The organism is Desulfonatronum thiosulfatophilum (assembly GCF_900104215.1).
GTDB lineage: Bacteria > Desulfobacterota > Desulfovibrionia > Desulfovibrionales > Desulfonatronaceae > Desulfonatronum > Desulfonatronum thiosulfatophilum.
Map to the genome: position 1 here is coordinate 122,706 of NZ_FMXO01000010.1, position 25,596 is coordinate 148,301.

The window sequence follows — 25,596 nt, forward strand, 5'->3', positions numbered from 1 at the left end:
CTATACTTAATAGAAGATTAAAACCAGGTGAAAAGGCGTCAAGCGGGTAACTGCTCAGTAAATTGCGGCAAGCATTCCTGGATGCCCGCCTCCGCGAGCATGACGTGCCTGGTAAAGCGTTCTCGTTGAAGTCATTCCCGCGAAGGCGGGAATCCAGTTGCAAGTTAAGTCGCTGGTTATGCCTGAGCTTTTGAGCAATTATTTAAGCGGGATTATGTTTTGATTGGCATGCGCGTCAAACATCTCCGGTTGACGAATCTCCCTGATCATCTTTTTTCGGTTTGCGGCGGCGGCGTTTTTTCTTTGGTTGTGATTCCGTTGTCGAAGTCTCGGCGGACATTGCCGTTGCTTTTGGGGCCGGTTTTTCCTCCGGCTTGGGCGGGGGGACATTCATGGTCTGCTGGTAGAGTTCGTCAAGGAGGATGGCCAGCAGGGCGGAGGTGTCCTCGTTATGTGCAAACCTGGGAATGGTCGGAACAAACCGCGCGGTACGCTCCTTCTGCGCCAGGGTCATGGTGCGGCGCTTGTTTTCCAGCATCACGGTGATGCGGTCCTCGAGAACCGCGGTGACGTCTTCCTCTTCCGGCGTCTTGCGCTCCAGCATGTTGATGTTGAACCGGGCGGCGATGCGACCCAGCTCGATTTTTTCCATGATGTCCACCAGGGTGATGACCCGGCCCGTGGCTCCGGCCCGGCCGGTGCGCCCGGCGCGATGGATATAGGATTCCGGGTCCTCCGGCGCCTCGTACAGGAAGACATGGGACAGGCCCGGGATGTCAATGCCCCGTCCGGCCACGTCCGTGGCCACCAGGAAACGCAGCTTTCCGCCGCGGATGCGGGCCAGCACACGTTCACGTTGAACCTGGGAAAGATTGGAGGAGATGTCCTCGGCGTCGAAACCGTATTGCTTCAGGATTGCCGCAACGTATTCCACATTGTTCTTGGTATTGCAAAAAATGATGGCGGAACTCGGGTTTTCCATCTCCAAAAGGCGGATCAGGACCCGGTCGCGGCTCATGCGGGGAACGACGCAGTAAACATGCTCGATTTCCGCGATATGGACCTGGTCCCCGGAGAGGCCAAGAAAAATCGGTTTGTTCAGGAACTCCTCGCCCAGGCGAATCACGCTCTCCGGATACGTGGCAGAGAACATGAAGGCGGCGTAGCCGCCACGCGGCAGGTAGCGCTGCAGTTCGCGCATGTCCGGGTAGAAGCCCACGGAAAGCATCCGGTCGGCCTCATCGAAGATGAGCACCCGGATATGGTCAAGGTTCAGGTTGCGACTGAGGAGATGGTCCAGGATTCGGCCCGGCGTGCCGACCACAAGGTGCGCGCCCTGGCGAAAAGCGTCGATCTGGGATTGGTAGCCGGTGCCGCCATAAACCGGAACCACGTTCAATCCCGTATCTCCCGCCAAGACACTGGCTTCCTCGCTGACCTGGCGGGCCAGTTCACGGGTTGGAACCAGAACCAGAGCCTGGCATTCGGCCTTCTTTGGATCAATTCGTTCCAGCAGGGGCAGGATGAAAGCTCCGGTCTTGCCGCTTCCGGTGCGGGCCTGGGCCATGATGTCCCGGCCGGCAAGCACATGGGGAATGGCTTTTTTCTGGACCGGGGTCAGCTCGGACCAGCCGGCCCGGGCGCAGGCCTGCCGCAGGACTTCAGGCAGCTCGCCCAGAGTTGTTTCAGGGTGCAAGTCATCATCCGGGACAGGGGCCTCTGGTTGTTCCTGGAGCGGATGGTCAATATTTTCGTCAGTCAATTGGTACTCCTTGCGTCTTTGGGTCAGCAACTTCTTTTGTCAGAATGGAACCGGATCGGCTTGCGTGATGTTATGCGAATACGCAAAAGCAAGGCAAGCGAACCGCTTGAAGATTTCTTGTAGTCATGTCCGCATATTGGCATGCCCGGTTCTACCAGTTCATGGTGGCCTTCCAGGCCGCGGTCAGTTCTTCGACGGCAGCGGCGATGATTGTGGATGGGCCGTGGTTGACGCGCAGGAAGGGCTCCGGGATGACCCGGCCGATGCGGCCCAGGATTTGGCCCCTGAAATGTTCTTCGAATGCCTGGGTCTGTTCCGGCGCGACGCAGACCAGAAGTCGTCCGGCGGATTCGCTGTAGAGCAGGATTTCCGAAGCGAGTTCGCCGGGACAGGCCGGAACGAGGGCCAGGTCGATCTCTGCTCCGAGACGTCCGGCAATGGCCATTTCCGCCACGGCGACACCCAGTCCGCCGTCGGAGAGGTCATGGGCCGCTCGAACAAGTCCGGCTCGAATGGTTGCATGCAGGGTCTGGTAACGGCGGCGGTTGGCCAGAGCGTCCACCTGGGGGACATGGCCGGAGGCAAGCCCGAGTTCAGAGGCAAATTCGCTGCCGCCCAGCTCGTTGCGCGTCGTGCCGAGCAGATAGATCGCGTCGCCGGGCTGTTTGAAGTCCGACGTGACGCAGGTCCGGACATCTTCCACCATGCCGACCAGGCTGAAGAGCACCGTGGGCGGCACGGATATTTTCACCCCGCCCACGGAGTAGTCGTTCTTCATGGAATCCTTGCCGGAAACGCAGGGCACGCCGTAGGCGAGGCAATAATGGGCCAGGGCCTGGTTGGCCCGGACCAGCTGCGCCAGCTTGTAGCGTCCATCCGGCGTCTTTTCGGACTGGACGGGATCGCACCAGCAAAAATTGTCCACCCCGGCCATGCGCGACGGATCCGCGCCCACGGCAACGGCGTTGCGCACGGCTTCGTCCACGGCGTTGGCGGTCATCCAGTAGGTGTCCAGGTCGCTGAACTTGGGGCAGATGCCATGGGACACCACCAGTCCGGTGTCGGAATCCAGCAGCGGTCTGAGCACCGCGGCGTCCGTGGGACCGTCGTTTTGGGGGCCCATCAGCGGCTTGATCACGCTGCCGCCCTGGACCTCGTGGTCGTACTGGCGGATCACGTACTCCTTGCTGCATACGTTGAGCCGGCCGAGAATGCGCTTGAGCAGGTCGCCGTGGTCCCTGGTCGGGGAGATCTCCACGTCGGCTTGCGTCGGCGGGATCCACTCGGCCTCGAGCTGCATCTGGGGCGTGCCCTCGTGCAGAAAGGCCATTTCCAGGCAGCCCACGGTTTTCTGGCCAAAGCGGATATGAAAGAGCCCGCTGTCCGTGAAATGGCCAAGGGCAGTCGCTTCCACGTCCATCTGTTCGGCCAGCGCCAGAAAAGCTTCCAGATCCTGGGGGGCCACGGCCGCGGTCATCCGTTCCTGGGCCTCGGACAACAGGATTTCCCAGGGCATCAGCCCGTCGTACTTCAGGGGAGCCAGATGCAGATCCAGGTCGCAGCCGCCGCTGTCCTGGGCCATTTCACCCACCGAGGAACTTAAGCCGCCGGCTCCGTTGTCCGTGATGGCCTGATAGAGGCCGCGGTCCCGGGCCACCATCAGGAAGTCGTACATCTTGCGCTGGGTGATGGGATCGCCGATCTGCACCGCCGTGGCCGGGGAGTCCTCGTGCAACTCCTCCGACGAGAAGGTGGCCCCATGGATGCCGTCCTTGCCGATCCGCCCGCCGACCATCACGATGACGTCGCCGGGGCGGGCTTTCTTGATGTGGCTGGGACGGTCCCCGATCATGGCCGGCATGATGCCGATGGTGCCGCAGAAGATCAGCGGCTTTCCCAGGAAGCGCTCATGAAAGACCAGCGAGCCGTTGACCGTGGGAATGCCGGACTTGTTCCCGCCGTGCTCCACGCCCTCGCGCACGCCCTCCAGGACCCGCCGGGGATGGAGCAGCCGCGGGGGCAGGGGCTGATCGTAAAACGGCGAGCCCAGGCAGAAGACATCGGTGTTGCAGAGCAGGTTCGCGCCCAGGCCGGTACCCATGGGGTCGCGGTTCACGCCCACGATCCCGGTCAGCGCCCCGCCGTAGGGGTCCAGGGCCGAAGGGCTGTTGTGGGTTTCCACCTTAATGCAGATGTTGTGGTTCTCGGCAAAGCGGATCACCCCGGCGTTGTCCTTGAACACCGAAAGACAGATGTCGTCTTTGCCCATCCGCCGACGCAGAGTTGCTGTGGGGTTCTGAATGAACGTCTTGTAGAGGCTGTTGACGGTTTCAGTGCGTCCGGCGTCGCGGTTGCGATAGGTGATCCGGGCGCAGAAGATCTTGTGTTTGCAGTGCTCGGACCAGGTTTGGGCCAGGGCTTCCAGCTCCACGTCCGTGGGGTGTTCCGGCAGGCCTTGCGCTTCGCGGGCCGAACGGATTTCAGGGCGTTCATAGTAGCCGCGAATGGCCTGCATCTCGTCCAGACTGAGGGCCAGAACCCCTTTGCGGCTGATCTCCATCAAATCCTTGTCGTTCAAGCCGGATAGGGGAATGGTCTGGACCGTGTCGCTGGGACGTCCGACCACTTGGGCGGCCCGGGCCGGGAAGCCGGAAGAAGCCTGCCAGTCGGAAAAACTCTTGATCTCGAAGCGCTGGATCAGTTCGTTGGCCAGCAGGTCCGCGGCAATGCGCCGGACATCGGCCTCGGTCAGGTTGCCGGAAAGCAGGTAACGGGTGGCGGTGTATACGGCAAAATCCCGCGGAAGGGGCTTGGGCAGCCCCAGGACCATGGCCACGCTTTGCGCCGCGGTGCGGCCTTCATTGTCCGTGACGCCCGGACGGAACCCCACTTCCAGGGTCCAGTCGAAACCATCGGGAGCGGGCAAGGGAGAAAGAGACGCCACGTGCAGAATGGGGTCGTCCAGGACATGGCGCTCCATAACAAGCTGGATCTGCTGCTCGTCAAGGCCGGCAACCGTGAATACCTTGACGGTCGACACCTTGTGCACGGCCATGCCCAGTTCCTGGTAAATTTTTTGGCCTACACGGTTGCCGAGGGTGTCGCTCACATGGTCCCTAGGGCCTACTTCCACTCGCCACAACGTCATATTCTTGCTCCTGTGTCCCAAAAAAAATCATAGAGGGGCTTCCATTCGGAAGCTTGTCTTGCTCTTGCGGATTGCAACGCCAACAATCCTTAGGCGTTGTCCAAGCAGTTCCTGTCTGCAACCAGTTGTTGCTGAAAAAACGGTAACGACTCAGTACAGTCGGGGTATGGCATCAATTCGGCAATGGATTCCCCCCCTTGCGGGAATGACTTTTTTTCAACAACGTCTCCGGGTCAGTCATACCCGCGAAGGCGGGTATCCAGTCCGCTTTTACTCGGATGGGCTGAGTCGTTACCGCTGTCCTTATGACAGGAAGGCAGACGTGAGATCTGTTCGATTGTTCGTTTTGCGGATAAGACGCCTAAGTTACGGTGCAGCCAAGGTTTCAGGTTTTTCCGTGACCACAATCGTGTTGCCGCCGCTCCGTTTGGCCGAATATGACGCTCGATCCGCTCGGCTGAGAAAACTCTCCGCTGATTCCCCCGCCAAATATTCGCTGATTCCGATGCTGAAACTGATTTCCGAGGCGAAGGTCTCAGCCACGCTTTTATTGATGCGGTCCGCCAGGTGAGCCAGTTGTTCGGCGGAGGATTCCGTTGCGAGGATGACAAACTCATCGCCGCCGTAACGGGCGGGAAAGTCCGCGCCCTTGCGGCAGGTATCGCGAAATATCTTGCCGACGTTGCGCAGCACCTCGTCGCCGGCCTGGTGCCCTTTGGTGTCGTTGATCAGTTTGAATCTGTCCATGTCGCAGAATATCAGGCTCAGTGCGTGCCTGTTGCGGAGAGCCCGGCTGATTTCCCGGCGCAGGATCTCGTGAAAATAGCGTTGGTTGAACAGCCCGGTCAAATCGTCAAGCATGGCTTGCTGCCGGAGTTTTTCTTCCAGACGGCGTATGGTGGTCAGGTCACGTCCAACGACTAGGTAATCGGCGGGTTCACCCGGCAAGGCGGGCAGGGGAGAGAAGATCAACTCCAGGGGGATGGCCGGTCCGCCTTCTATAAAAAGGACGGCTTCCTGGGGATCGCTCATGGTTTGCAGGAGATGCTCGTCCCAGACCTCGGCGAAAGCCCCGGCCGGAGTCGTGATGGAGAAAAGATTGCGGCCGACGAGTTCTGCCGGCAGCAGTTTCGAAGTGAAGGTGATGATGCCGCTGGGGGTTACGGTGAGTATCACGTCCCGCATGGCGTTGACCAAGCCCTTCAGGAAGTTTCGCTGCTTGTGCATGCTCAGCTGCAGTCCGGCAATATCCTGAATATCTTCCAGCAGCAGCAGAATTCCGGGCCGCTGCGCATCCGAGAACTTGTGAGCGGTGAAGTAGAGGCAGGGCGTGTTGATGTCCGGAGTCATGGAAGCGGGGCAGTTCAGGGAACTGATGGACCGGGTGCTTTCATCCCGGATGAACTCAGGCCATGCTGTTTCGGAATTGAGCAGTCCGATGGCCCGCAAGACAGAGGAGATGTCTCGGCCGTGGATGCTCTTCGTACGCAGGAGCCGAAGCAGGCTGGGATTGGCGGCAACGACCTCGCCGGATTCATTGAGTCGGGCCACGCCTACGGGAAGACCATCCAGCATGCCGGCCTTTTCTTCCAGGACCGCGGTTCGTTGCATGTACCGCTCCAGGGCCAATGCCGCGAAAATCGCGTATTGCCGCAACTGGACCAAGGTTTCATGGGGCAGATCCTTTTGATGGATGCGCAACTCGCCCCAGGTGGCGGGGCCGACCTGCATGGGAATGCCCAATCCCTTGAAGGTCCAGGCCAGCTCATGAAATGGTACAAAAGTCTGGACTTCGGAAACAGTCGAGCCCTGATGGCGCCGGAACAATGTCCAGCCCTGTCCTTGAGGCCAGGCAAGGCCAAGTTCCCAGTTCTGCAGATTCCATTGGTGAAAAAGATGCTTCTGAAAAATCCGGGCCAGAGTCTGCACTCCGCCGGTGGATTGGGACAGATCCAAGCTCAGGAAAAAAAGTCGTTGGGTCGTTTCCATGGACTGGGAATGCAGATGCAGGTCAGCCTCCTGGTCCGAGAGATTCAATAGTTCCGTCAGCGCCTTAAAGCGGCGCAGGATGGACTCGCGCAGCTGCTCGAAGCCTGAGTCGTGGCCTGGAGCGTCATGCAGCACCCCCTGGAGCAAATGCTTGAAACGGAGCAGTTCCAGTGGGTCGGTTTCTCTTTCCATTTCCAAATCGGACCACTGTGAACCAAGGATGACACATTGCTGAAAAGCCGAATGTTCTTTCAAGGAGTCCATGTCGTGGTGCCGGGATATGGCTTCCAGGATTTCCTCCGGCAGATCCCACTGGCGGAGCAGTTCCACGCTGAGAGCCGCATGGTCACGGTCATTGGGGAGGCGGGCCTGCAGCAGCCGGGAAATGTTCATCAGCAAAGCGCTGAGATAGGCGATGTCAGCCTTCTCCGGACAGAGGCGTTCGGCAAGACATTGAGCGACCAGAGCCGACCAGATGGTCTTTCGCCAGGTGTGAAAATTTTGCTGCTTGCATTTCGTGGAAAGAAAGATGGACTGGTACAGGGAGACACTGAGCGTGATTTTCAGAAGTTCCAGGGTCCCGAGGATGACCGCCGCCCGCTTCAGGTCCAGAACTTTCTGATTCAGGGCGTAAAAGGGAGAATTGACAAGAGCGAGGATATTCGTGGTCAGGACCGGATCTGACTTGATGAACTGAGCGATGCGGTTGAAATCCGGGAAGGGGCAAGCAATTTCCCGGACAAGCGCCACCAGGGCGGGCGCAAAAGTCTTGTTCAGACTTGCGGCAAGGGACTCAATGGAATTCGTGGTAGCCATTATTCCTGCGCGGCAGCGTTGGTACGCCTATTTTTCCCGGTGCAGAGTGTGGTGGAGAGCTTCCCGAAGAGCCGTGCATTCCCGGGTTTGTTCGAGATTGGAGAGGGCATTGTCGGCCAGGGAGACGAAATGGGCAGCCCGATCAAGGGTCTGTTGGACACAGCCGGTGGAGCGTACGGCCTGGATGATTTGATCATGGCGTGCACGGTTTTGATCGGAAAGAACGCCATGATCTGAGGTGGCGCCCAGGTCGCGGATCCAGGCCAGGGTTTCATGCCGCTGATGCTCGGCGATGGATTCCAGGTAGGATATCAACGGCAGTGTCAGTTTGCCTTCGCGCAAATCATTGCCCACTGGCTTCCCGGCCACTTCAGCCTTGGCTGAATAGTCCAGGGCGTCATCCGTGAGCTGGAAGGCGATGCCCAGATTGATGCCGAAGTCCAGGGCGGCTTGTTCCACTGCTGGTCCCGAGTTGGAGACGAGTGCGCCGCAGTGGCAGGAGGCCTGGATCAGGTAGGCGGTTTTTCCGGTGATGATTTCCAGATAGTGTTCCTGGGACAGGGTGGGGTTCTTGATCCATTCCAGTTCCTGGATTTCTCCGGAAGCCGTGCGCATGATGGCGTCGGCCACGCGCCAGCTCAGGCGGGTATCCCCGTACTCGGCAACCAGACGATTGCCCAGGGCCAGGAGAACATCGCCAGCCAGGATGGTTTCGGTTCTGCCGAAGATCAGGTGCGCCGTGGTCTGACCCCGGCGCAGGTCGCTGCCGTCCAGGATGTCGTCGTGCAGCAGGGTGGCTGAGTGCAGAAATTCCATGGCACAGGCCAGGGGATAGATATCACGCGATGCCGGAAGCGGGTCTGGTGATTTTTTTCCTGCCGAAAAGCATCGGGAGAAAAGAATGGTCAGCAGAGGGCGTAGGCGCTTGCCGCCCGCCCGGAGAACATGCTCGGCCACCGGACGAACCAGTTCCGGTAATTGTCGGGTTTCCCGGCCGAGATAATCATTAATGACCGGCAGTTCGTCTTTGAAAAATTGTTGGAGATGGTGCATCGAGTAGCTGTTATCCACTTCCCGTGTCTAAGGCAAGGAGTTGTGTTCGGCGTGGGTTTCTACGTGTGAATGGCAGTTGCCGGATCCGATACATCAGGCGGAGTCGTCGGAACCGCTGACGCCGGCATCGGCAAAGCTGGCCATATTGTTGTACATTGCCGCTGCAGCACGGAGAATGGGGATCGCCAACGCGACACCCGTACCCTCGCCCAGACGCATGCCCAGATCCAGGATGGGACGGACGCGGAGGTGGTGCAGGATGACGCTGTGCCCAGGTTCCGCTGAACCATGAGCGAAAAATGCGTAATCACCCACGGAAGGGTGGATCTTCCACGCCGCCACATAGGCTGCCGTGGAGATGAATCCGTCAATGACGACCGCAAGCTTGCGACGTGCGCAGCCCAGGATCAGCCCGCTCAAACATGCGATTTCCAGCCCGCCCAGAGCGGCCAGGGTCCGCATGGGGTCGGCGGGGGGCAATTCAACATGATTGGTCTGCAAGGCCCTGCCAACCACTCCAGCCTTGTGGCGGATTTCCTGCTCGTTCAAGCCGGTGCCCGGGCCGGTGATCGTTTCCGGAGGAAGATCCAGATACGCGCAGTACAGGGCCGTGGCCGCGGTGGTGTTCGCTATTCCCATTTCCCCCGTGCCCACCACGCGTATTCCTTCGTTCGCGGCCTGCTCGGCCAGCGAGATTCCCAGTTCCACGGCGCTGATGCACTCCTGGAGGCTCATGGCCGGCCCGGCGCTGATATCCGCGGTGCCCTGCGCGATCTTGCGGTTCAGGAGACCGGGCGTGTCCGCAAAATCGGCTCCCTTGACGCCCACGTCCACCACGCGCAGTTCCACATCCGAGGATCGGGTGAAAACATTGACGGCCGCGCCGCCGTTCAGGAAGTTGAACACCATTTGGCGGGTCACTTCCTGGGGAAATTTGCTTACCCCCCTGGCGGCCACGCCATGATCCGCGGCGCAGGTGTAGATCCGGGCCGGATCGGCCTGAGGAAGGTTGCCGCGACCGGCGGCCATGCTGATCAGGGTCAGTCGCAGGGCCAGGTCTTCCAGCCTGCCGAGGCTGCCCCTGGGTTTCGTCAGGTTGTCCAGTCTGGCTTGAATGTCCGGCGTGGCGGACTTGTTCAGCGCACTGATGGCCGCTGTGCATTCCTGGAGAATTGTTCCTGTTGATCCGGAAGAAATGGAGGAGAGGGACATGGTCATGTCCTGGAGGCGGTTAGATTTTGCATGTCGTTCCCTGAGGGTATTGGTCAAGATTCGTCTTCATGTGCACGGGTTGACCGGTGGACTGCAACACGGCTTGCCAATAGTTGCTGACGGTGCTGATGGATTTGCGTTTTCCGGCAACCAGGCTCAGGGGGAGGTGAATGTAGTGTCCGTGTAATTTGCTCACGACCATTCCTGTCTTGCCGGCCATAGCGGCATGTACGGCATTCTGCCCCAGAAATCCGCAGTAGACGCGATCATTGGCATTGGCGGGAATCGAGCGGATGATGTAGCTGGGATCGATGAATTTAAGCGTGTACTCGGTGTTCTTGGACTTGAAGTAAATGTCGATTTCGCGGCGCAGCAATCCGCAGATGTCGCGCAGGACCGGATTGCCGGAGGCGTCGGTTTCACTGGAGGCGGCGAGCAGGTCCTGGCCCGCGCCTTCGGCCACCACGACCACGGCATGGCCCCGGCGGCGGATACGATCATCCAGGGCTTGTAGAAAACCGTTCTGGCCGTGAATCTCGAAGGGATCTTCGGGAATCAGGACGAAATTGACATCCTTCAAGGCCAGGGTGGCCTGAGCGGCAATAAATCCTGCCTCTCTGCCCATGAGTTTGACCATTCCGATGCCGTTGGGAGCGCCCAGGGCCTCGGTATGCGCGCAACGGATCGCTTCAGTGGCCTTTTCCACCGCTGTATCGAAGCCGAAGGAACGGGGGACGAAATTGATGTCGTTGTCGATGGTTTTGGGAATCCCGATCACGGACAGCTTCAGCTTGCGTTTCGCGACTTCCTCCTGGATTTTCAGGGACGCCTGCATGGTGCCGTCTCCGCCGATCAGGAACAAAACGCTGACGTTCATTCGCTCCAGGGCGTCGACAATATCTTCAGGTGACTGCGGCCCCCGGGAGGAGGAAAGGATGGTTCCGCCGAATTCATGAATATTTGCGACTTTGTCCGGAGTCAGTTCCATGAGGTGGTGGCCGAACTCAGGGATGAAACCCTGCAGGCCGTAGCGGATTCCCAAAATGCCGGCCACGCCGTAACTGTGGTGCGCGGTCATGACCAGGGCGCGAATGACGTCGTTGATGCCGGGGCAGAGGCCGCCGCAGGTGACGATGGCGCATTTCGTTTTGGGAGGGTCGAAATAGAGGCTTGAACGAGGTCCCGCGGGTTCGAAGTCATAGGTCTGCATGGACATGGAGCCGGACTCGCCTTCCTCGTTGGCGACAAAAAGCTGGACACGCTGATCGTCCTTAATGAACAAGGCGCATTCCATGTGTGAACGGATTTTCGCAGGACCCAGATCAGGAATTTTCGTGGAAACCTTATCTGGTCTGCTGACGTCGGATGTTGCTTCTTTCATTCTAAACCCCCGGATTTTAAGTAACGCTCAACGGCCGGGCACGCCGCCAACATTAAAGACGGATTGAATCCCCGGTTCTTGAGCGGTTACCAATAAGATGTCAGATATTTGTATTTTGTGGAACGCACAAAAACTCAAGTATGAAGAAAAGAGTTGGGGAAGGCAAATCCTCGGCAGCGTTCGGATCCCCCAATGAAGGTTTCGTCCAGGCATGACCATCCCGTTGTCAATCCGTACCCGCGATCGCGACTTGAGTTTTCGTGACAGATTGGCATTGTATGTCCTGAGAACCAGCCTTGACACAAATTTCCCAATCGGATAGTCGACTTTCTCAATTGAGAATAGAGACAGATAGTCGCGTGACGCAACGCCTAAGCTGTCAACTCAACCGGGGTCGAAAGGGCCCGATTCTTTTTCCAGAGGGTGAATGGAGTTGCTCTGTCATGAACATTTCAAGGACATTGCGTATTCATCCCACTGCTCATCTCATTTCCACGGTATTACACCTTTTATACACCAGCCGGATTCACGGCATTTGCTGATTTTTATGACAAACGACATTATTACTCTGCTCAAAGACAACAAGGTCATGCTTGTCGACCGTTGGACCAAGCTCACGCTACAGACGTATCCCGCTGAAAGTGCTCATTTTTACACCAGGGAAAAGGATCAATTTTCCAATCCTGTCGGCCATGCCATGAACAAAGGGCTGGCCGAAATTTTTGGCGCCATGCTGGACGGTCTCGACGTGCAGCAGGTTACTTCGATTTTGGACAGCATGATCAGGATCCGGGCTGTACAGGGATTTGTTCCTTCGAAGTCTCTCGCGTTCCTTCTCTTTATCAAGAAGATCATCCGGGAAGAACTGGGTTCGGAAATTAAAGCAAAGGGAATGGAAGAACAGCTCGTGGTTTTTGAAGAGCGCATCGACGGGGTGTTGCTCGTTGCTTTTGACATTTATTCCCAATGCCGTTCGACCTTGACTGAATTGAAAAGCAACGAGTTTATCAACCGTCACGCCCGTCTCCTGAAACGGGCAAATCTGATGAGTGAGGAAACCCGTCTATCCTGACGGGGTGGACAACCATTTAACGCAACCAGTGGAGCATCAACGCAAAGCGAGGTAGGGAAATGGCAGCGTGGTATTCTTTGTTAATAGTTTTGGGAATGTCTCTTTTCGTGTACCTGGGAGCCGGTCTTCTCGGTTTACAGGCCATTTTCGGAATCGTGATTCCGTATGCTGCGATTCTGGTCTTCCTGATCGGGTTCACGGTCCGAATCGTGGATTGGGCCAGATCACCGGTGCCATTCAGGATTCCGACCACGGCCGGACAGCAGAAAACTCTGGACTGGATCAAGCCCTCCAAGATTGACAGCCCCTACACCACCTGGGGCGTTGTGGGCAGAATGGCCTTGGAGGTTCTCTTTTTCCGGTCTCTGTTCCGAAACACGAAGATGAGCCTGACCGAAGGCAAGCTGGTCTATGGTTCGGAAAAGTGGCTGTGGCTGGGAGGAATCGTGTTCCACTATTCCTTTCTGCTCATCGTTATCCGCCATCTTCGTTTCTTTACCGAGCCGGTTCCGTTTTTTGTACAGGCACTGGAAAATGTTGATGGAATGCTCCAGATCGGTTCCCCCGCTCTGTACATGACGGACATCTTTCTGGTTGCCGCTCTGTTGTTTCTTCTCCTGCGCCGCTTTTACGATTCTCAGATGCGATACATCTCCCAGGCGGCCGATTATTTTCCATTATTCTTGATACTGGGCATCGCTTTGTCCGGAATCCTGATGCGCTACTTCACCAAGGTCGACCTGATGGGCGTGAAGGTTTTGGCCATGGGACTGGCCACCTTCAATCCAACGGTGCCGGATGGACTCGGGGCCATGTTCTATATCCATCTGTTCCTGTTCTGCGCCCTGCTGGCCTACTTTCCTTTCAGCAAGCTGATGCACCTTGGCGGCGTATTTCTCAGCCCGAGCCGGAACCTCCCCAATGACAGCCGGATGGTTCGCCATGTCAACCCCTGGAATGCTCCGGTAAAGGTTCATTCATACGACCATTATGAGGATGACTTCCGCGAGAAGATGATTGAAGCGGACATCCCCGTGGAAAAGCAGCCGTAGGCTGCCTTGTCGAAGCAACAGGCAGCCATAGGCAATCAAGATAAGGAGTTATTATGTCACAAGCACCAAAACCTGAAGAATTGCTTCAGGTATCGCATGTCGCTCCAAAGAAGAGCTGGGTTGATCCAAAAGTGGATCTCGTTCCCGGTACCTGGGGCTATCCGGGGCAGCCGAAGAACCTGGAGATCCTGGGCATGCCCAACCCGAGGATCTGGAAACCAACGGACGACGACTGGCAGCTTCCCCCGAATTGGCAGGAAATCATTCATGAGGGTCTGAAAGAGCGTCTCGGGCAGTACCGATCGCTGAAGATCTTTCTTGACATTTGCGTCCGTTGCGGCGCCTGCGCGGACAAGTGTCACTTTTTTATCGGCACGGGCGACCCCAAGAACATGCCGGTCCTGCGGGCGGAACTGCTGCGGTCCATCTATCGCAAGGACTTCACCACGGTGGGACGCATCCTGGGCGCCTTTGCCGGCGGACGGGAATTGACCCAGGAAGTGATCAAGGAATGGTTCTACTATTTTCACCAGTGTACCGAGTGCCGGCGCTGTTCGCTGTTTTGTCCCTACGGCATCGATACGGCGGAAATCACCATTGTCGCCCGCGAACTGCTGAACCTGATCGGCGTCAACATCGATTGGGTCGTGGGCGCTGCTGCCAACTGTTACCGCACGGGAAACCATCTGGGTCTTGAGCCGCAAGCCTTCAAGGGAAATATCGACTTTCTCGTCGACGACGTCGAGGAATATGTCGGTGTACGCCTCAATCCGACCTTCAATCGCAAAGGCGCTGAGATTCTCTTTGTCGCACCTTCCGGCGACGTCTTCGCCGATCCGGGCATCTACACCTACATGGGTTACATGATGCTTTTCGAGCATATCGGCCTGGACTACACCATCAGCACCTACGCATCCGAAGGTGGAAACTTCGGCTTGTTCACCAACCATGAGACGATGAAGCGTCTGAACTCCAAGATCTACGCGGAAGCCAAACGCCTGGGCGTCAAATGGATCATCGGCGGCGAATGCGGGCACATGTGGCGGGTTTTGCACCAGTACATGGACACCATGAACGGCCCCGCGGATTTCATGGAGGTGCCCAAGTCCCCGATTACCGGAACGGTATTCGAGAACTCCAAAACAACGAAGATGATCCACATAGTCGAGTTCATGGCGGATCTCATTCACCACGGCAAGCTGAAGTTGAATCCGAAACGCAACGACCACCTGATCACCACATGGCACGACTCATGTAATCCGGCACGAGGCATGGGAATGTTCGAGGAACCGCGCTATGTTCTTAAAAGCGTCTGCAACAACTTCTTCGACATGCCAGAGAATACCATCCGTGAGGCCACCTTCTGCTGCGGCGGCGGTACAGGACTTAATGCCGGCGAATTCGAATATCTGCGGATGATGGGCGGCATGCCCCGGGCATTCGCCGTCAAGCACGTCCACGAAAAGCATGGCGTGAATCGTTTGGTGAACATGTGCGCCCTGGACAGAGCTATATTGCCGCCCCTGATGGATTATTGGGTTCCCGACGTTTCTGTTTCCGGACTGACGGAACTGGTAGCCAATGCCCTGATCATGGACGGCGAGCACGAGCGGACCGTGGATTTGCGGGGCGAGGACATTCCAGGCATGGAGGGTGACGAATAATGTATAACGCCAGTAAAATTATCCCCGGTTTGATCATTTTCCTCATTCTGATGACGTTCCCGTTCTGGTCGAATATCGGCCGGGCCGCATATGAGCGGCCGGAATTGAAACTGCCGGAATTTGAAAAGGAGTGCATCGAAGATGGTGTATGGATGCGCCTCCAACACATGACACTTCTTGATGACTGGCGCGATCTCGCCGTGCGGGATGGTGTCCGTCTGTACACCAATCAGGCTGGCAAGCAGTTTGACATGAGCTTGACCATGACCTGCATGTCGAGCCAGTGCCATGCGAACAAGGATGAATTCTGTGACCAGTGTCACGACGCTTTGGCTGTTTCGCCATATTGCTGGGATTGCCACGTCGTACCGTCAGTTGGGGGGGAATAACCATGGCGATCAATCGTAGAACATTTTTGAAAGCCGCCGGACTGACCACCTTGGCCGGGATCGGCGGGCATGCGGCAATGGAACTTTTCGCCCCCGGCTCCTTGGGAGCATCCGGGCCCGCCCGAGTCACGGCGTATCCGGAAGCCCTGCACGGTGAGCGCTGGGCCATGGCTATTGATATGGAGCGTTTCACCTCCGCGCGGTTGTATCAACAATGCATCGATGCCTGCCACCAACGCCATAACGTTCCCCATATTTCCGGAAAAGACGCGATCAAGTGGATTTGGACGGGCAGTTATAAGGAAACCTTTACTGATCAACAGAGCATCATTGTTCCGGAAGAAGTGAAGAATCAGCCTTTCCTGATGCTTTGCAACCACTGCGACAATCCGCCTTGTGTGCGAGTCTGCCCCACGAGAGCTACTTTTCGAAGGGAAGACGGTGTGGTGACCATGGACATGCACCGTTGTATCGGCTGTCGCTACTGCATGGCAGGTTGCCCCTACGGTGCACGGAGTTTCAACTACCGTGATCCCAGACCCTTCATCCGGAATATGGATTCGACATACCCCACGCGAACCAAAGGCGTGGTCGAAAAATGCACTTTCTGCGATGATCGACTGGACAGAGGCCTGTTTCCTGCTTGCGTGGAAGCTTCTGAAGGGGCTTTGGTCTTCGGCGATCTGGACAACCCGGATTCCGATGTGCGCCGGGTGCTGAAGGAACGGTACAGCATGGTCCGCAAGCCCTCCCTGGGCACTAAGCCCCACGTCTTCTATCTGATATGAGGTGAGCAAATATGTTGGAAAAAGCGCTTCAGGGCAATAAGGCTTACTGGGGGTGGATTACGACGCTCCTGGTGTTCATCGGCATCGGGTTCGGTTTTTACATCTATCAGCTGCAGCACGGGCTTACGGTCACGGGTCTGAGCCGCGACGTCTCCTGGGGACTGTACATCGGACAGTTGACGTACATGGTCGGCATCGCCGCCTCTGCCGTCATGCTGGTCTTGCCCTACTATCTGCACAACTACAAAGCTTACAGTCAGCTCGTCATCTTCGGCGAGTTTTTGGCCGTATCAGCGGTTATCGTCTGTCTTCTGTTCGTCGTGGTGGACCTTGGTCAGCCGCAACGGCTGATGAATGTGGTCCGTTTTCCCACTCCCAACTCCATTCTTTTCTGGGACATGGTCGTGTTGAACGGCTACCTCTTCCTGAATCTGGTCATCGGCTGGTCCGTACTGCAGGCGATGAAGAAAGGCATTCGTCCGGCGGGTTGGGTCAAGTTCCTGATTTACGTGTCCATTCCCTGGGCCGTGAGCATTCATACCGTCACGGCATTCTTGTACGCCGGTCTGCCAGGACGGTATTTCTGGTTTGATTCCTTAATGGCTGCCAGCTTCCTGGCCTCGGCTTTCGCAGCCGGACCGGCTCTGCTTCTGTTGCTGCTATTCATTGTCCGCCGTGTAGCCGGTTTGGTCATTCCTCAGGAAGCCATACAAACCATGGCCAAGGTTATCGCATACGCTTGGGCCATCAACCTGTTCATGCTTCTGCTTAAGGTGTTTTCCGCATACTACAGTCAGTACCCGGGCAAGATGCTGACCTTCGACTACCTTTACGGCGGAGTCGGCGGCCAGCTGTTGATGCCCTGGATGTGGAATTTTGTCTTCCTTGCCGTGGTGGCGTTGGCTCTGTTGATCATTCCCGCCACCCGGAAAAATCAGACCACGTTGACCATAGCCTTGATCATGGTCTTTGTGGCCGGCTGGATCGACAAGGGACTTGCCCTGATCATCGGCGGCTTTGTCCCCAACCCGTTCAAGACCTATACTGAGTATTGGCCGACCATACCTGAGTTCTTTATTACCGTCGGCATTTATGCCATCGGTTTGCTGATCCTCACGGTTCTTTACAAGGTAGCTTTGTCGGTCCAGCGCGAAGCCGCATCATAGAGACGAAACCGTGACCCGTTAACTCCTGCCCGTCGCGACCTCCGGTTGCGGCGGGCAGTTTTTTAAACCCGGAAAGTCAGACTGCCTTGAAAAGCACCTCACGACTCTGTGTCTGAAACAGGATCCCTCTTCTCAATAGGACAGTTAACGTATCCTGCCATTGATCTTCGAGTTGTCCTGAATCTCTCTTACTCAAAGCTTTCGCGAGTGGAACCCGTCTAATATTTCAGGGAGATGGAGTTGGACATGTGCTCTGGTAAAGCACTTTTATTCTGCTTCTGAAAATTGCATTCCATACTCTTGACATACGGACTTAAACATCTAAAGAATGTCTGGTCGGTCAGGCTAAAGGACGAGTGCTAGGGCCAGCGTTCAACATGCTCGCCCGGCAATAAATTTCCTTTATTTTCTCTGAGGATGGGCATCTTGGTTTATAACTACCACAATCATGCCCGTGGAACGGAGCTAAACTCCGCACAACAACCTGCTCTGACAAGGTGGCTGGAGCAGATTTCATTCAAACTGGAGGTAGAAAATGGGTTGGAAGATTACCGTCGATGTCGACAAATGTACCGGAGACGGCGAATGTGTCGATGTTTGTCCTACTGAAGTTTATGAACTTCAAGACGGCAAAGCAGTAGCAGTGAACGAGGAAGAGTGTCTTGGTTGCGAGTCCTGCATTGAAGTCTGTGAGACAAATGCACTTACTGTAGAAGAAGTCTAGTTTTATTCTTTTTTTCCTGCGCCAAAAGGAGGATTTTCCTCCTTTTGGCGTTTTAGGAGCACAACATGCCTCCAGATTTTTCCCCCTTTTTTCAAAAATATGAACAACTCCTGCAGAGCGTTGACAAAATTTTCGACGCAGTTAAGGAAAAATATCCCCAATGCGTAACATGCCAGCAGGGATGCAGCGATTGTTGCCACGCCATGTTCGACCTGCCTTTGATCGAGGCATTGTACCTGAATCATCATTTTCATGGCGTTTTGCCTAAGGAAACCAAAAACCAAATCCTTACCAAAGCCGATCAGGCTGATCGGGCCTCATACAAGCTGAAGTTTCAAGCGTACAAGAGCCAGCGAGACGGAGTGGAGACGGATGTCATCCTCGAGGACATGGCTCGCAAACGCGTGCGGTGCCCGCTACTGAACTCTCAGGACCGATGTGACCTCTATGCGTTTCGTCCCATCACCTGCCGGCTGTACGGCATTCCGCAGGAAATCAATTCCAAGGCCAGAACATGTACGCTCACCAAATTTGAAGCTGGGGTTCCCTATCCGTCCGTCCATATCGAAAAGATTCACCAGATGCTTGCTGCGTTGAGTATGGAACTGGTGGCCAGCCTGAATACGAAATACTCTCAGATGGCGGACATACTCGTCCCGCCGTCCATGGCCCTGCTCACGGTGTATGACGATGAATACCTCGGACTCAAGAAATCCGGATGCGGCTCGGAATCTTGCGGTAATGGCGGGTGCGCTTCCACGACGGGTGGTTCCTGCGGGTGCAATTCCGAAAAAGATGCTTCTGGGAGTTGCGGAACATGTCCGAAATGAACGAACAGGAAGAGCAGAAAAAGGCTATTTTCGAGACCCTTTCGGGCCGGGCCAAAACCTATGTCGAGAAGATCGGCTATGAAAAATGGGATCCGTTTCAAAAGCCTAATGATCCCCTTGATCTGCGTAAGTTCACTACCGACAAGACCGCCCGGGCCATGGCCATGCAATTCCTGCAGCAACGCGAGGAAGAGCATTACTCCAATGTCTACGCCAAGGCCGTGCTGGACATGTGCATGGGGCTGATGGACAATGATGAAAGGTACCTGGCCATGTACGAATTCGCCAGGTGGTATCAGAGCCAGACGCAACACCACGTCGATGTCCAGGATCAGCGGACATTTCGGCGTGATTAAGGATCACCTGCTGTCATATGGAGGGACTATGACCGAAACCGATAAGACGGAAGCCTATATTCAGAAGAAGAAGGAATTGCTCGCCCAGAATGCAGATTGCGGCAATTCGCATTATAACCTGGGAGTTGCCTATCTGTCACAGCGGAAGTGGCAGGAAGCCGAAGATGAGTTTTTTGCCGCGGTGGAGTCTTCACCTTCCCTGGCTGAAGCGTATGTACAGCTTGGCGGAATCCGGATGCATCAGGGTGATCTGGAAGGGTGTTTGTTTTTTAACAAGAAAGCGACGGAGACTCGCCCCAAATTCCCGATCCCTTATGGCAACATCGGATTCGTTTATCTCCAGCTCGGTGAGCCCGAGAAAGCGTTGGAACCGCTCCTCCAGGCCCTGTCCCTGCAGCCGAAGTTCGTGCAGGCGCATACGACCCTGGCCAGCGCATACTTCGCGCTGGAACAGCATGACAAGTGCATTGACCATTGTGAGCGCGCCCTGAAAATTGAGCCCAAATTTGCACCCGCATATAACAATCTGGCACTTTGCTATCATGAGCAGGGCAAGCATAAACTGGCCTTGGAAAACATGGACAAGGCGATCCAGTTCGGGTTCGAAGTTAATTCCGATTTTCAAAAAATGCTGGAGGCGCATCGCTGATAAGTGCTGAAAAAGGAGGCTTCTTCATGACCGATTTCAAGACGCTGAAGAAGGAGTTCTCTTCCTTTTTAGTGCAGGATGATTGGCTGGAGAAGCTGAGTCCGTATCTTGGACTTTCCCAGCGCAAGCTTCTGGGCCCCTTGTTTTCCCTGCTCCTTGCGCCGGAGCCGCTGTTGAAGTGGCGGGCCGTTTCGGCATTCGGTGTCGTCACGGCACATCTTGCTGAGCAGGATATGGAATCGGCGAGAGTCGTCATGCGCCGGTTGATGTGGAATCTGAACGAGGAATCCGGGGCGATCGGCTGGGGCGCTCCCGAATCCATGGGTGAGACCATGGCCCGCAGCCCCGGCCTTGCCCGTGAATTCCACCGGGTATTGATTTCCTATGGCCAGGAGCCGGTTTCCGGTGACGGCAATTACCTGGACCATGCCCCCCTGCGGTGGGGAGCCTACTGGGGGATGGCCCGCTTGGCCGAGGTTCAGCCGGAACTTATGAAACATGCCGTTCCAACCATTGCAGAACTCATTGCCGAGGATGATCCATTGGACCGGGCTGTCGGCGTTTGGGGGCTGGGCAGCTTGGGAGATGCCCAATATCTGGGCGCTTTGGAGATCTTGATTGATGACCGGAGCCAAACCTCGCTGTACCGTGACGATACACTGCAATCCTGTCGAATCGGCGATCTGGCGCTGGAGGCCATTTCCAGGATTCAATCTGAAAAAGCCTGAAACGATGCACCCCGCCAAAAAAAAACTGACTGGCCGCCTTCGCGAGGGTCAACTGCTTGGCCTGAGGGCCGGCTTAGCTTGATATTGCTGCCCAGCAAATTTTAGTTTTTTTCGGTATCAGCGAATGAGCTGGAACAGCACGGGAAGGTTTACGCCTCAAGATTCATCTTGAGGTTTTCTCGTTGATAGGACCGTGCGGCGGCGACAAAACTCCTTGCCCAGGTGGGAACACCGAGGGCGTGCAAATGGGTATAGCACGCAAAGGTGTTTTTGTAGGTAAGACCGTCTCGGTTCTGGTCCATGCCGCATCCTCGTTTCATTTCCAAGGCAAACTGCATGTCACCGCGTAGCGGGGTGACACACTTCGAATAGTGAAATTCATGGCCGGTGAACTCCAGGCCCACAGGATGGAACGGGTTGGGGTGGATCACCCGGGCCACGGTGTAGCCAAGTCCCTGGGGTTTCGCGCAAAGCATTGTCTGCAGTGGAAAAACTCCGGCCATGGGATAGACGGAGTCACGACACACCAGGCTTTCGCCAAGATACATGAAACCACCGCATTCCGCATAGATGGGGAGCCCCTTGTGGGCCAGGCGGGCGACATCGTCGCGTACAGAGGTGTTTTGCGACAACTGAGCTGCTTGGGTTTCCGGAAAACCCCCACCGAGATAAAGACCGTGGATTTCAGGCCATGGATTAGCCGAAAGCAGGCTGAGTTCCACGAGTTCAGCACCTTGGGTTCGCAGTTCTTCAAGATTTTCCCTGTAATAAAACCAGAGAGCGGCGTCCCTGATCACACCAATCCGCACGGTTTGCGTGAACTCCTGATGCGTTGGCCGAAAGCCTGAATTTGCATCTTCGGGGGCCAGAGATGGGTTCGTGAAGGATTTTGTGGTGATCGTGAGAGGTTGAGGAAGGTCAAGAGGCGGTACGTTGGTGGCTAGGTTCCGGATGGCGTCAAGATCAATGCAATCCCGCGCAATATTCGCCAGAAGGTCCAGCGTGGTTTCAGCTTCCGAACACTCCTGATTGGAAACAAGCCCCATATGCCGTTCCGGAATGGGATCGGGATCGATTTTCGGCAGTATGCCGACCACAGGCACGTCCGTATACTGCTCGATGCATTGTCTCAGTATGGTCTTGTGTCGTTTTCCCGCGGTTCGGTTCAGTATCACGCCGGCAAGGTGCAGATTCGGCTCAAAGGCGCGACATCCAAGAATCATTGCGACCACGGTTCGGGTCATCTTGGTGCAATTCACGATGAGCACCACAGGGGCCTGCAGCAGCTTTGCCAATTCGGCCGTGGAATAGGATCCGTTGACGTCCTTGCCGTCAAAAAGCCCCCGGTTGCCCTCGACCAGAGCCATGTCCACACCGGCGGCTCCGCGTGAATAAAGATCAAGCAGGGCAGTCGTGGGCATCATGAAGGGATCAAGGTTGGATGCTTCCCGCCGGGCTGCCAGGCCGAGCCATGCAGCATCGATGTAGTCCGGGCCTTTCTTGAAGGGTTTGACCCGCAGGCCCTTGTCGACCAGGCTGCGGCATAATCCAAGGGATATGATGGTCTTGCCTGCTCCTCCACTGAGACCGGCTAAAATCAGGCGAGGAGTTGTGCTCACGGGTGAATTTCGAAATGTGGAAAAGTGTAGAAGGAAATTGTCGAGGAGGGTGGAGCAGTCAGAAAGAAAGGGGGCACCCCATAATAATGTGTCTTCCGTGGATCAGGCGGCGTGAATTGTCAAATAACTGGACTATTCATGCCCAAATACGCATATTCAATAATTCAATTCGCAATCCAGGGCTGACTTGGTATTAAGGGAACCCCCGAAAGGAGCTCTATTCGCCTTCACCGGCTTGCTGCTTGCCGGCACCCTTAAGGCCGTAAAACGTTGTGCTACCGCTGGACCAATATTCAAGGATTTCTTCGTTGACCATTTGGCCAAGAAGCTTTTTGGTCTGCAAGGTTTTCATCTCCGGAACCATGGCGGTCAAATCCTTGAAATAAAACTTGGATTTGCCCTTTTTGGACTTCATGCCCTCAACTATGGCCTGTCTTGCGGCTGCTTCATCCATGTGAGACTCCTTAAATTTGCTGCCCGGGTCGCCCCGGGCAGCAAGATAGGTTGATTAGAACTTGAAGTTCGTTGTCTGACGCCAGGTTTCGTAGGCAGGATCACGGAAGTCGTCGATCAAGTGCCAGGTGAACTCCAGATCGCAAACTTCGAAGAATCGTTCCCACCCGATGCGCTCGGCCCATTCACCAAGACGCTCGTACTTGCGTGCGCCCGAGGAGTAGGCTTCCACGATCTGGTGGACCTTCTTGACCAACGTGGGCCAGCGGGGCGGCTCATTGGGCACGAAGTCCACAACGACCTTGGAGAACTTGGGATTGCTGCGGCGGTTGGAAACCTTGCCGCCGACCATGATGATCAAGCCGTCGCCGCCTTTACCGTCAGAGAGGGGCAGGGCGGGACACATGGTATAGCAGTTGCCGCAGAACATGCAGCGCTCGTTTTTGATCGCGACGGAGTTGACTTTGGTTCCGTCAGGGAGGTCCACTTTGGTCGGGCGGATAGCCGCGGTGGGGCAGGCGGCAACGGCCAGCGGCACTTCGCAGATGTTGTCCAGGGTGAAGTGGTCAACAATCGGGGGCTTACGGTGATATCCTACAAAGCCGATGTCCGAGCAGTGCACGGCGCCGCACATGTTGACGCAGCAGGCCATGGACAAGCGCAAAGGAGCGGGCAGGCGCATGCTTGTGAACTCTTCGAAGAGATCGTCCATCACGGCCTTGACTGTTCCGGAAGCATCCGAGGCAGCAGTGTGACAGTGGACCCAGCCCTGGGTGTGGATGATGTTGGTCACGCCGGCACCGGTTCCGCCAATAGGGAATTTGTAGCTGCCGGCATCATGCTTGCGGCTGAGCAGGTCTTCTTTCAGTGGACCGACTTTGTCCTTGTTGTCCACCATGAATTCGACATTATGGCGGGTTGTCCAACGGACATGTCCACCACAGTGCTTGTCGGCAATTTCGCAGATTTCGCGAATTGTCTGCACGCCCATCAGCCGGGGAGAACCGACGCGGATGGTGTAGACTTCGTCGCCGCTTTCGGCCTTGTGCATCAATATGCCGGGCTCAAGGATTTCATGGTAAAGCCATTTACCGTAATTGTTTTTGAGTACCGGCGGCAAAAAATCTTTGAAGTGCTTGGGGCCGATATCCGTGATCCGATTCTTCATCGGCTGTTTCGGATCATATCCTGAGGAAATGAATGCCATTTTCTATACCTCCTGGGCTCGTTACATTTTGTGTCGGCTTCTGTAGTCTTCGATCTGCCTGTCCCAGCCACCCGGCACTTCTTCTTCCTTCCAGAAGATGTAGGGGTTGGTCCGAGGTTCCTGAACAACTCGCGCGTCAACTTCAAGTTCCATGACCTGCAGGATCTTGTACAGACCGACGCGTTTCATGGTTTCGCCGACTCGCTCACGGTTCTTGCCTTCTTCCATCCAGAACTCGAAGAGCTTCTCGATCAGGTCTTTGATCTCGGTGTACGGAGCTTCGCACTTGATGAAGGGGACGATCAGCGTTCCCATCTGTGCGCCATCCAGAATCGGAGCCTTGGCGCCCAGAAGCATGGCGCAACCGGTTTCTTCGCCGATTCTCAATGCGCGGGGCAGGGCATTGATGCAGTGCATGCAATGGTTGCACTCTTTGTCGTTGATCTTCAATGTGTTGCCTTCCATCCACATGCAGTTGGTAGGACAAAGATCAATGACTTCCTTATTGATGTCGAACTTACCCCAGTCGCGTCCGGAGTGGGCTCCGGCATTGGGCTTGATTTCGCCGCCGATGTAGGCCTTGACCGCTTCCTGGTCAATGCGGATGTTGTCCTTCCAGAGTCCGATGAAGGAAAGGTCGGAACGGGCGATGGAGGCGACGCAGCCGTTGGGACAGCCGTCAACCTTGAACTTGAACTTGTACGGGAAGGCGGGACGGTGCAGGAAGTCCTGGTATTCAATGGTCAGGTCGTGGCACAGGTCCTGGGCGTCAATACAGGAGTACTGACAGCGGGACATGCCAAGACAGCTGGCGGGGGTACGCAGATTGGATCCGGAACCGCCAAGGTCGGTGTCCAGCTTGTGCGTCAGTTCGTAAAAGATTTCCTCCAGCTGCGGAGTGGTGGTGCCAAGCCAGACGATGTCGCCGGTCGAGCCGTGCATGTTGGTCAGACCGCTGCCGCGGAATTCCCACAGATCGCAGAGCTGCTTCAGGAAGTCTGTGGAGTAGTAAAACCCTGAAGGTTGGTTGACGCGGACGGTGTGGAAGTGCGCAACGCCGGGAAACTGCTCCGGCTGGTCACAGTACCGGCCGATAACGCCGCCGCCGTACCCGAAAACGCCTACTATTCCGCCATGTTTCCAGTGGGTCTCTCCGTCTGTGTAGGAGAGTTCCAGCACGCCGAGCAGATCTTCACAGACATCCACGGGGATTTGGTACTCAACGTTGTTAGCGTTTTTCGTCCTGGACTCCGCTTCCCGTTTGATGTCGGAAACAAAGCTGGGCCATGGTCCCTTTTCCAGCTCGTCCAACAACGGGGTCTTGTGTTTCGCCATTGTTCTGCCTCCTCGAAGGTTTTAAGGTGGTTCATTCACAATAAGAAGGGAACCGTCAGCCGGTTCCGTCCGACCAGGCACGAAAATCCGGCCGGAATGGCCCCCCTAGCTATGCTCACATGAATCCAAAGCCTGGAAGCTCTTGAAAAACATGCTTCGTGAAATTTGTTACAACCGAAAAGCCTCTACTGTCAAGACAGATC

22 protein-coding genes are annotated in these 25,596 nt (G+C 56.1%); 11 read left to right on the forward strand and 11 right to left on the reverse strand.

The window, feature by feature from the left end; all coding sequences use genetic code 11:
* Positions 1 to 235 precede the first annotated feature (235 nt).
* The 6 genes from BLP93_RS09880 to BLP93_RS09905 all read right to left on the reverse strand — a co-directional run bounded on the left by BLP93_RS09880 (position 236) and on the right by BLP93_RS09905 (position 11,361).
* Positions 236 to 1,762: a DEAD/DEAH box helicase gene (locus BLP93_RS09880; protein WP_244148709.1), complete on the reverse strand. Its 1,527-nt coding sequence runs from the start codon at positions 1,760 to 1,762 to the stop codon at positions 236 to 238.
* Positions 1,763 to 1,913: 151 nt separating this feature from the next.
* A complete protein-coding gene (locus tag BLP93_RS09885) occupies positions 1,914 to 4,910 on the reverse strand; it encodes an AIR synthase-related protein (RefSeq protein WP_092120763.1) in 2,997 nt (998 codons plus the stop codon).
* Positions 4,911 to 5,276: 366 nt separating this feature from the next.
* Positions 5,277 to 7,715: a sensor domain-containing diguanylate cyclase gene (locus BLP93_RS09890; RefSeq protein WP_092120765.1), complete on the reverse strand. Its 2,439-nt coding sequence runs from the start codon at positions 7,713 to 7,715 to the stop codon at positions 5,277 to 5,279.
* Positions 7,716 to 7,742: 27 nt separating this feature from the next.
* Positions 7,743 to 8,786 (reverse strand): polyprenyl synthetase family protein, encoded by a 1,044-nt coding sequence (locus tag BLP93_RS09895; RefSeq protein ID WP_244148710.1) that lies wholly within the window; start codon positions 8,784 to 8,786, stop codon positions 7,743 to 7,745.
* A gap of 75 nt (positions 8,787 to 8,861) precedes the next feature.
* Entirely contained in the window at positions 8,862 to 9,980 is a 1,119-nt protein-coding gene (gene cobT, locus BLP93_RS09900; protein ID WP_092120768.1) for a nicotinate-nucleotide--dimethylbenzimidazole phosphoribosyltransferase, read from the reverse strand.
* A 19-nt stretch (positions 9,981 to 9,999) separates the two neighbouring features.
* Positions 10,000 to 11,361, reverse strand: coding sequence for an ATP-dependent 6-phosphofructokinase (locus BLP93_RS09905; protein ID WP_092120770.1), 1,362 nt, complete (start codon positions 11,359 to 11,361; stop codon positions 10,000 to 10,002).
* A 427-nt stretch (positions 11,362 to 11,788) separates the two neighbouring features.
* Here BLP93_RS09905 and BLP93_RS09910 point away from each other — a divergent pair, with 427 nt between their 5' ends.
* The 7 genes from BLP93_RS09910 to BLP93_RS09940 all read left to right on the forward strand — a co-directional run bounded on the left by BLP93_RS09910 (position 11,789) and on the right by BLP93_RS09940 (position 18,216).
* Positions 11,789 to 12,433, forward strand: a complete 645-nt coding sequence (locus BLP93_RS09910) for an RsbRD N-terminal domain-containing protein (protein ID WP_092120772.1) — start codon at positions 11,789 to 11,791, stop codon at positions 12,431 to 12,433.
* Positions 12,434 to 12,492: 59 nt separating this feature from the next.
* On the forward strand, positions 12,493 to 13,485 hold the full coding sequence (dsrM, locus tag BLP93_RS09915) for a sulfate reduction electron transfer complex DsrMKJOP subunit DsrM (RefSeq protein WP_092120774.1): 993 nt from the start codon (positions 12,493 to 12,495) through the stop codon (positions 13,483 to 13,485).
* Between the two features lie 53 nt (positions 13,486 to 13,538).
* Positions 13,539 to 15,149, forward strand: a complete 1,611-nt coding sequence (gene dsrK, locus BLP93_RS09920; protein WP_092120777.1) for a sulfate reduction electron transfer complex DsrMKJOP subunit DsrK — start codon at positions 13,539 to 13,541, stop codon at positions 15,147 to 15,149.
* The gene (dsrJ, locus tag BLP93_RS09925; RefSeq protein WP_092120780.1) at positions 15,149 to 15,538 is read left to right on the forward strand and encodes a sulfate reduction electron transfer complex DsrMKJOP subunit DsrJ; all 390 of its coding nucleotides are present in this window, start codon (positions 15,149 to 15,151) and stop codon (positions 15,536 to 15,538) included. Before dsrK ends, dsrJ begins: the two co-directional genes overlap by 1 nt.
* A 2-nt stretch (positions 15,539 to 15,540) precedes the next feature.
* Complete coding sequence (dsrO, locus tag BLP93_RS09930) at positions 15,541 to 16,326, forward strand: sulfate reduction electron transfer complex DsrMKJOP subunit DsrO (protein WP_092120783.1); 786 nt, start codon at positions 15,541 to 15,543, stop codon at positions 16,324 to 16,326.
* A gap of 11 nt (positions 16,327 to 16,337) precedes the next feature.
* Positions 16,338 to 17,492, forward strand: coding sequence for a sulfate reduction electron transfer complex DsrMKJOP subunit DsrP (gene dsrP, locus BLP93_RS09935; protein ID WP_092120786.1), 1,155 nt, complete (start codon positions 16,338 to 16,340; stop codon positions 17,490 to 17,492).
* Positions 17,493 to 18,027: 535 nt separating this feature from the next.
* A complete protein-coding gene (locus tag BLP93_RS09940) occupies positions 18,028 to 18,216 on the forward strand; it encodes a ferredoxin (protein ID WP_092120790.1) in 189 nt (62 codons plus the stop codon).
* Positions 18,217 to 18,218: 2 nt separating this feature from the next.
* On the opposite strand, the gene BLP93_RS17390 is transcribed toward BLP93_RS09940, so the two are convergent.
* Positions 18,219 to 18,470: a hypothetical protein gene (locus BLP93_RS17390; RefSeq protein ID WP_244148715.1), complete on the reverse strand. Its 252-nt coding sequence runs from the start codon at positions 18,468 to 18,470 to the stop codon at positions 18,219 to 18,221.
* Here BLP93_RS17390 and BLP93_RS09945 point away from each other — a divergent pair.
* The 4 genes from BLP93_RS09945 to BLP93_RS09960 are packed head-to-tail and all read left to right on the forward strand — an operon-like array spanning position 18,420 to position 20,779.
* Entirely contained in the window at positions 18,420 to 19,046 is a 627-nt protein-coding gene (locus BLP93_RS09945) for a YkgJ family cysteine cluster protein (RefSeq protein WP_244148714.1), read from the forward strand. The two genes, BLP93_RS17390 and BLP93_RS09945, sit on opposite strands and share 51 nt — an antisense overlap.
* Positions 19,034 to 19,402 carry a hypothetical protein gene (locus tag BLP93_RS09950; RefSeq protein ID WP_092120795.1) on the forward strand — a complete coding sequence of 123 codons (369 nt, stop codon included), beginning with the start codon at positions 19,034 to 19,036 and terminating at the stop codon, positions 19,400 to 19,402. Before BLP93_RS09945 ends, BLP93_RS09950 begins: the two co-directional genes overlap by 13 nt.
* A 28-nt stretch (positions 19,403 to 19,430) precedes the next feature.
* Complete coding sequence (locus BLP93_RS09955) at positions 19,431 to 20,051, forward strand: tetratricopeptide repeat protein (RefSeq protein WP_092120798.1); 621 nt, start codon at positions 19,431 to 19,433, stop codon at positions 20,049 to 20,051.
* A 26-nt stretch (positions 20,052 to 20,077) separates the two neighbouring features.
* Positions 20,078 to 20,779, forward strand: coding sequence for a DVU0298 family protein (locus BLP93_RS09960; protein ID WP_092120800.1), 702 nt, complete (start codon positions 20,078 to 20,080; stop codon positions 20,777 to 20,779).
* A gap of 149 nt (positions 20,780 to 20,928) precedes the next feature.
* Here the strand turns inward: BLP93_RS09960 and BLP93_RS09965 are convergent, their stop codons facing one another.
* The 4 genes from BLP93_RS09965 to dsrA all read right to left on the reverse strand — a co-directional run bounded on the left by BLP93_RS09965 (position 20,929) and on the right by dsrA (position 25,393).
* Positions 20,929 to 22,398, reverse strand: coding sequence for a cobyrinic acid a,c-diamide synthase CobB (locus tag BLP93_RS09965; protein ID WP_092120803.1), 1,470 nt, complete (start codon positions 22,396 to 22,398; stop codon positions 20,929 to 20,931).
* Between the two features lie 217 nt (positions 22,399 to 22,615).
* Positions 22,616 to 22,852, reverse strand: coding sequence for a dissimilatory sulfite reductase D family protein (locus tag BLP93_RS17395; RefSeq protein WP_092120806.1), 237 nt, complete (start codon positions 22,850 to 22,852; stop codon positions 22,616 to 22,618).
* 54 nt (positions 22,853 to 22,906) lie between these two features.
* The gene (gene dsrB, locus BLP93_RS09975) at positions 22,907 to 24,058 is read right to left on the reverse strand and encodes a dissimilatory-type sulfite reductase subunit beta (RefSeq protein ID WP_092120809.1); all 1,152 of its coding nucleotides are present in this window, start codon (positions 24,056 to 24,058) and stop codon (positions 22,907 to 22,909) included.
* 21 nt (positions 24,059 to 24,079) lie between these two features.
* Positions 24,080 to 25,393: a dissimilatory-type sulfite reductase subunit alpha gene (dsrA, locus tag BLP93_RS09980; protein WP_092120812.1), complete on the reverse strand. Its 1,314-nt coding sequence runs from the start codon at positions 25,391 to 25,393 to the stop codon at positions 24,080 to 24,082.
* Between the last annotated feature and the right edge of the window lie 203 nt (positions 25,394 to 25,596).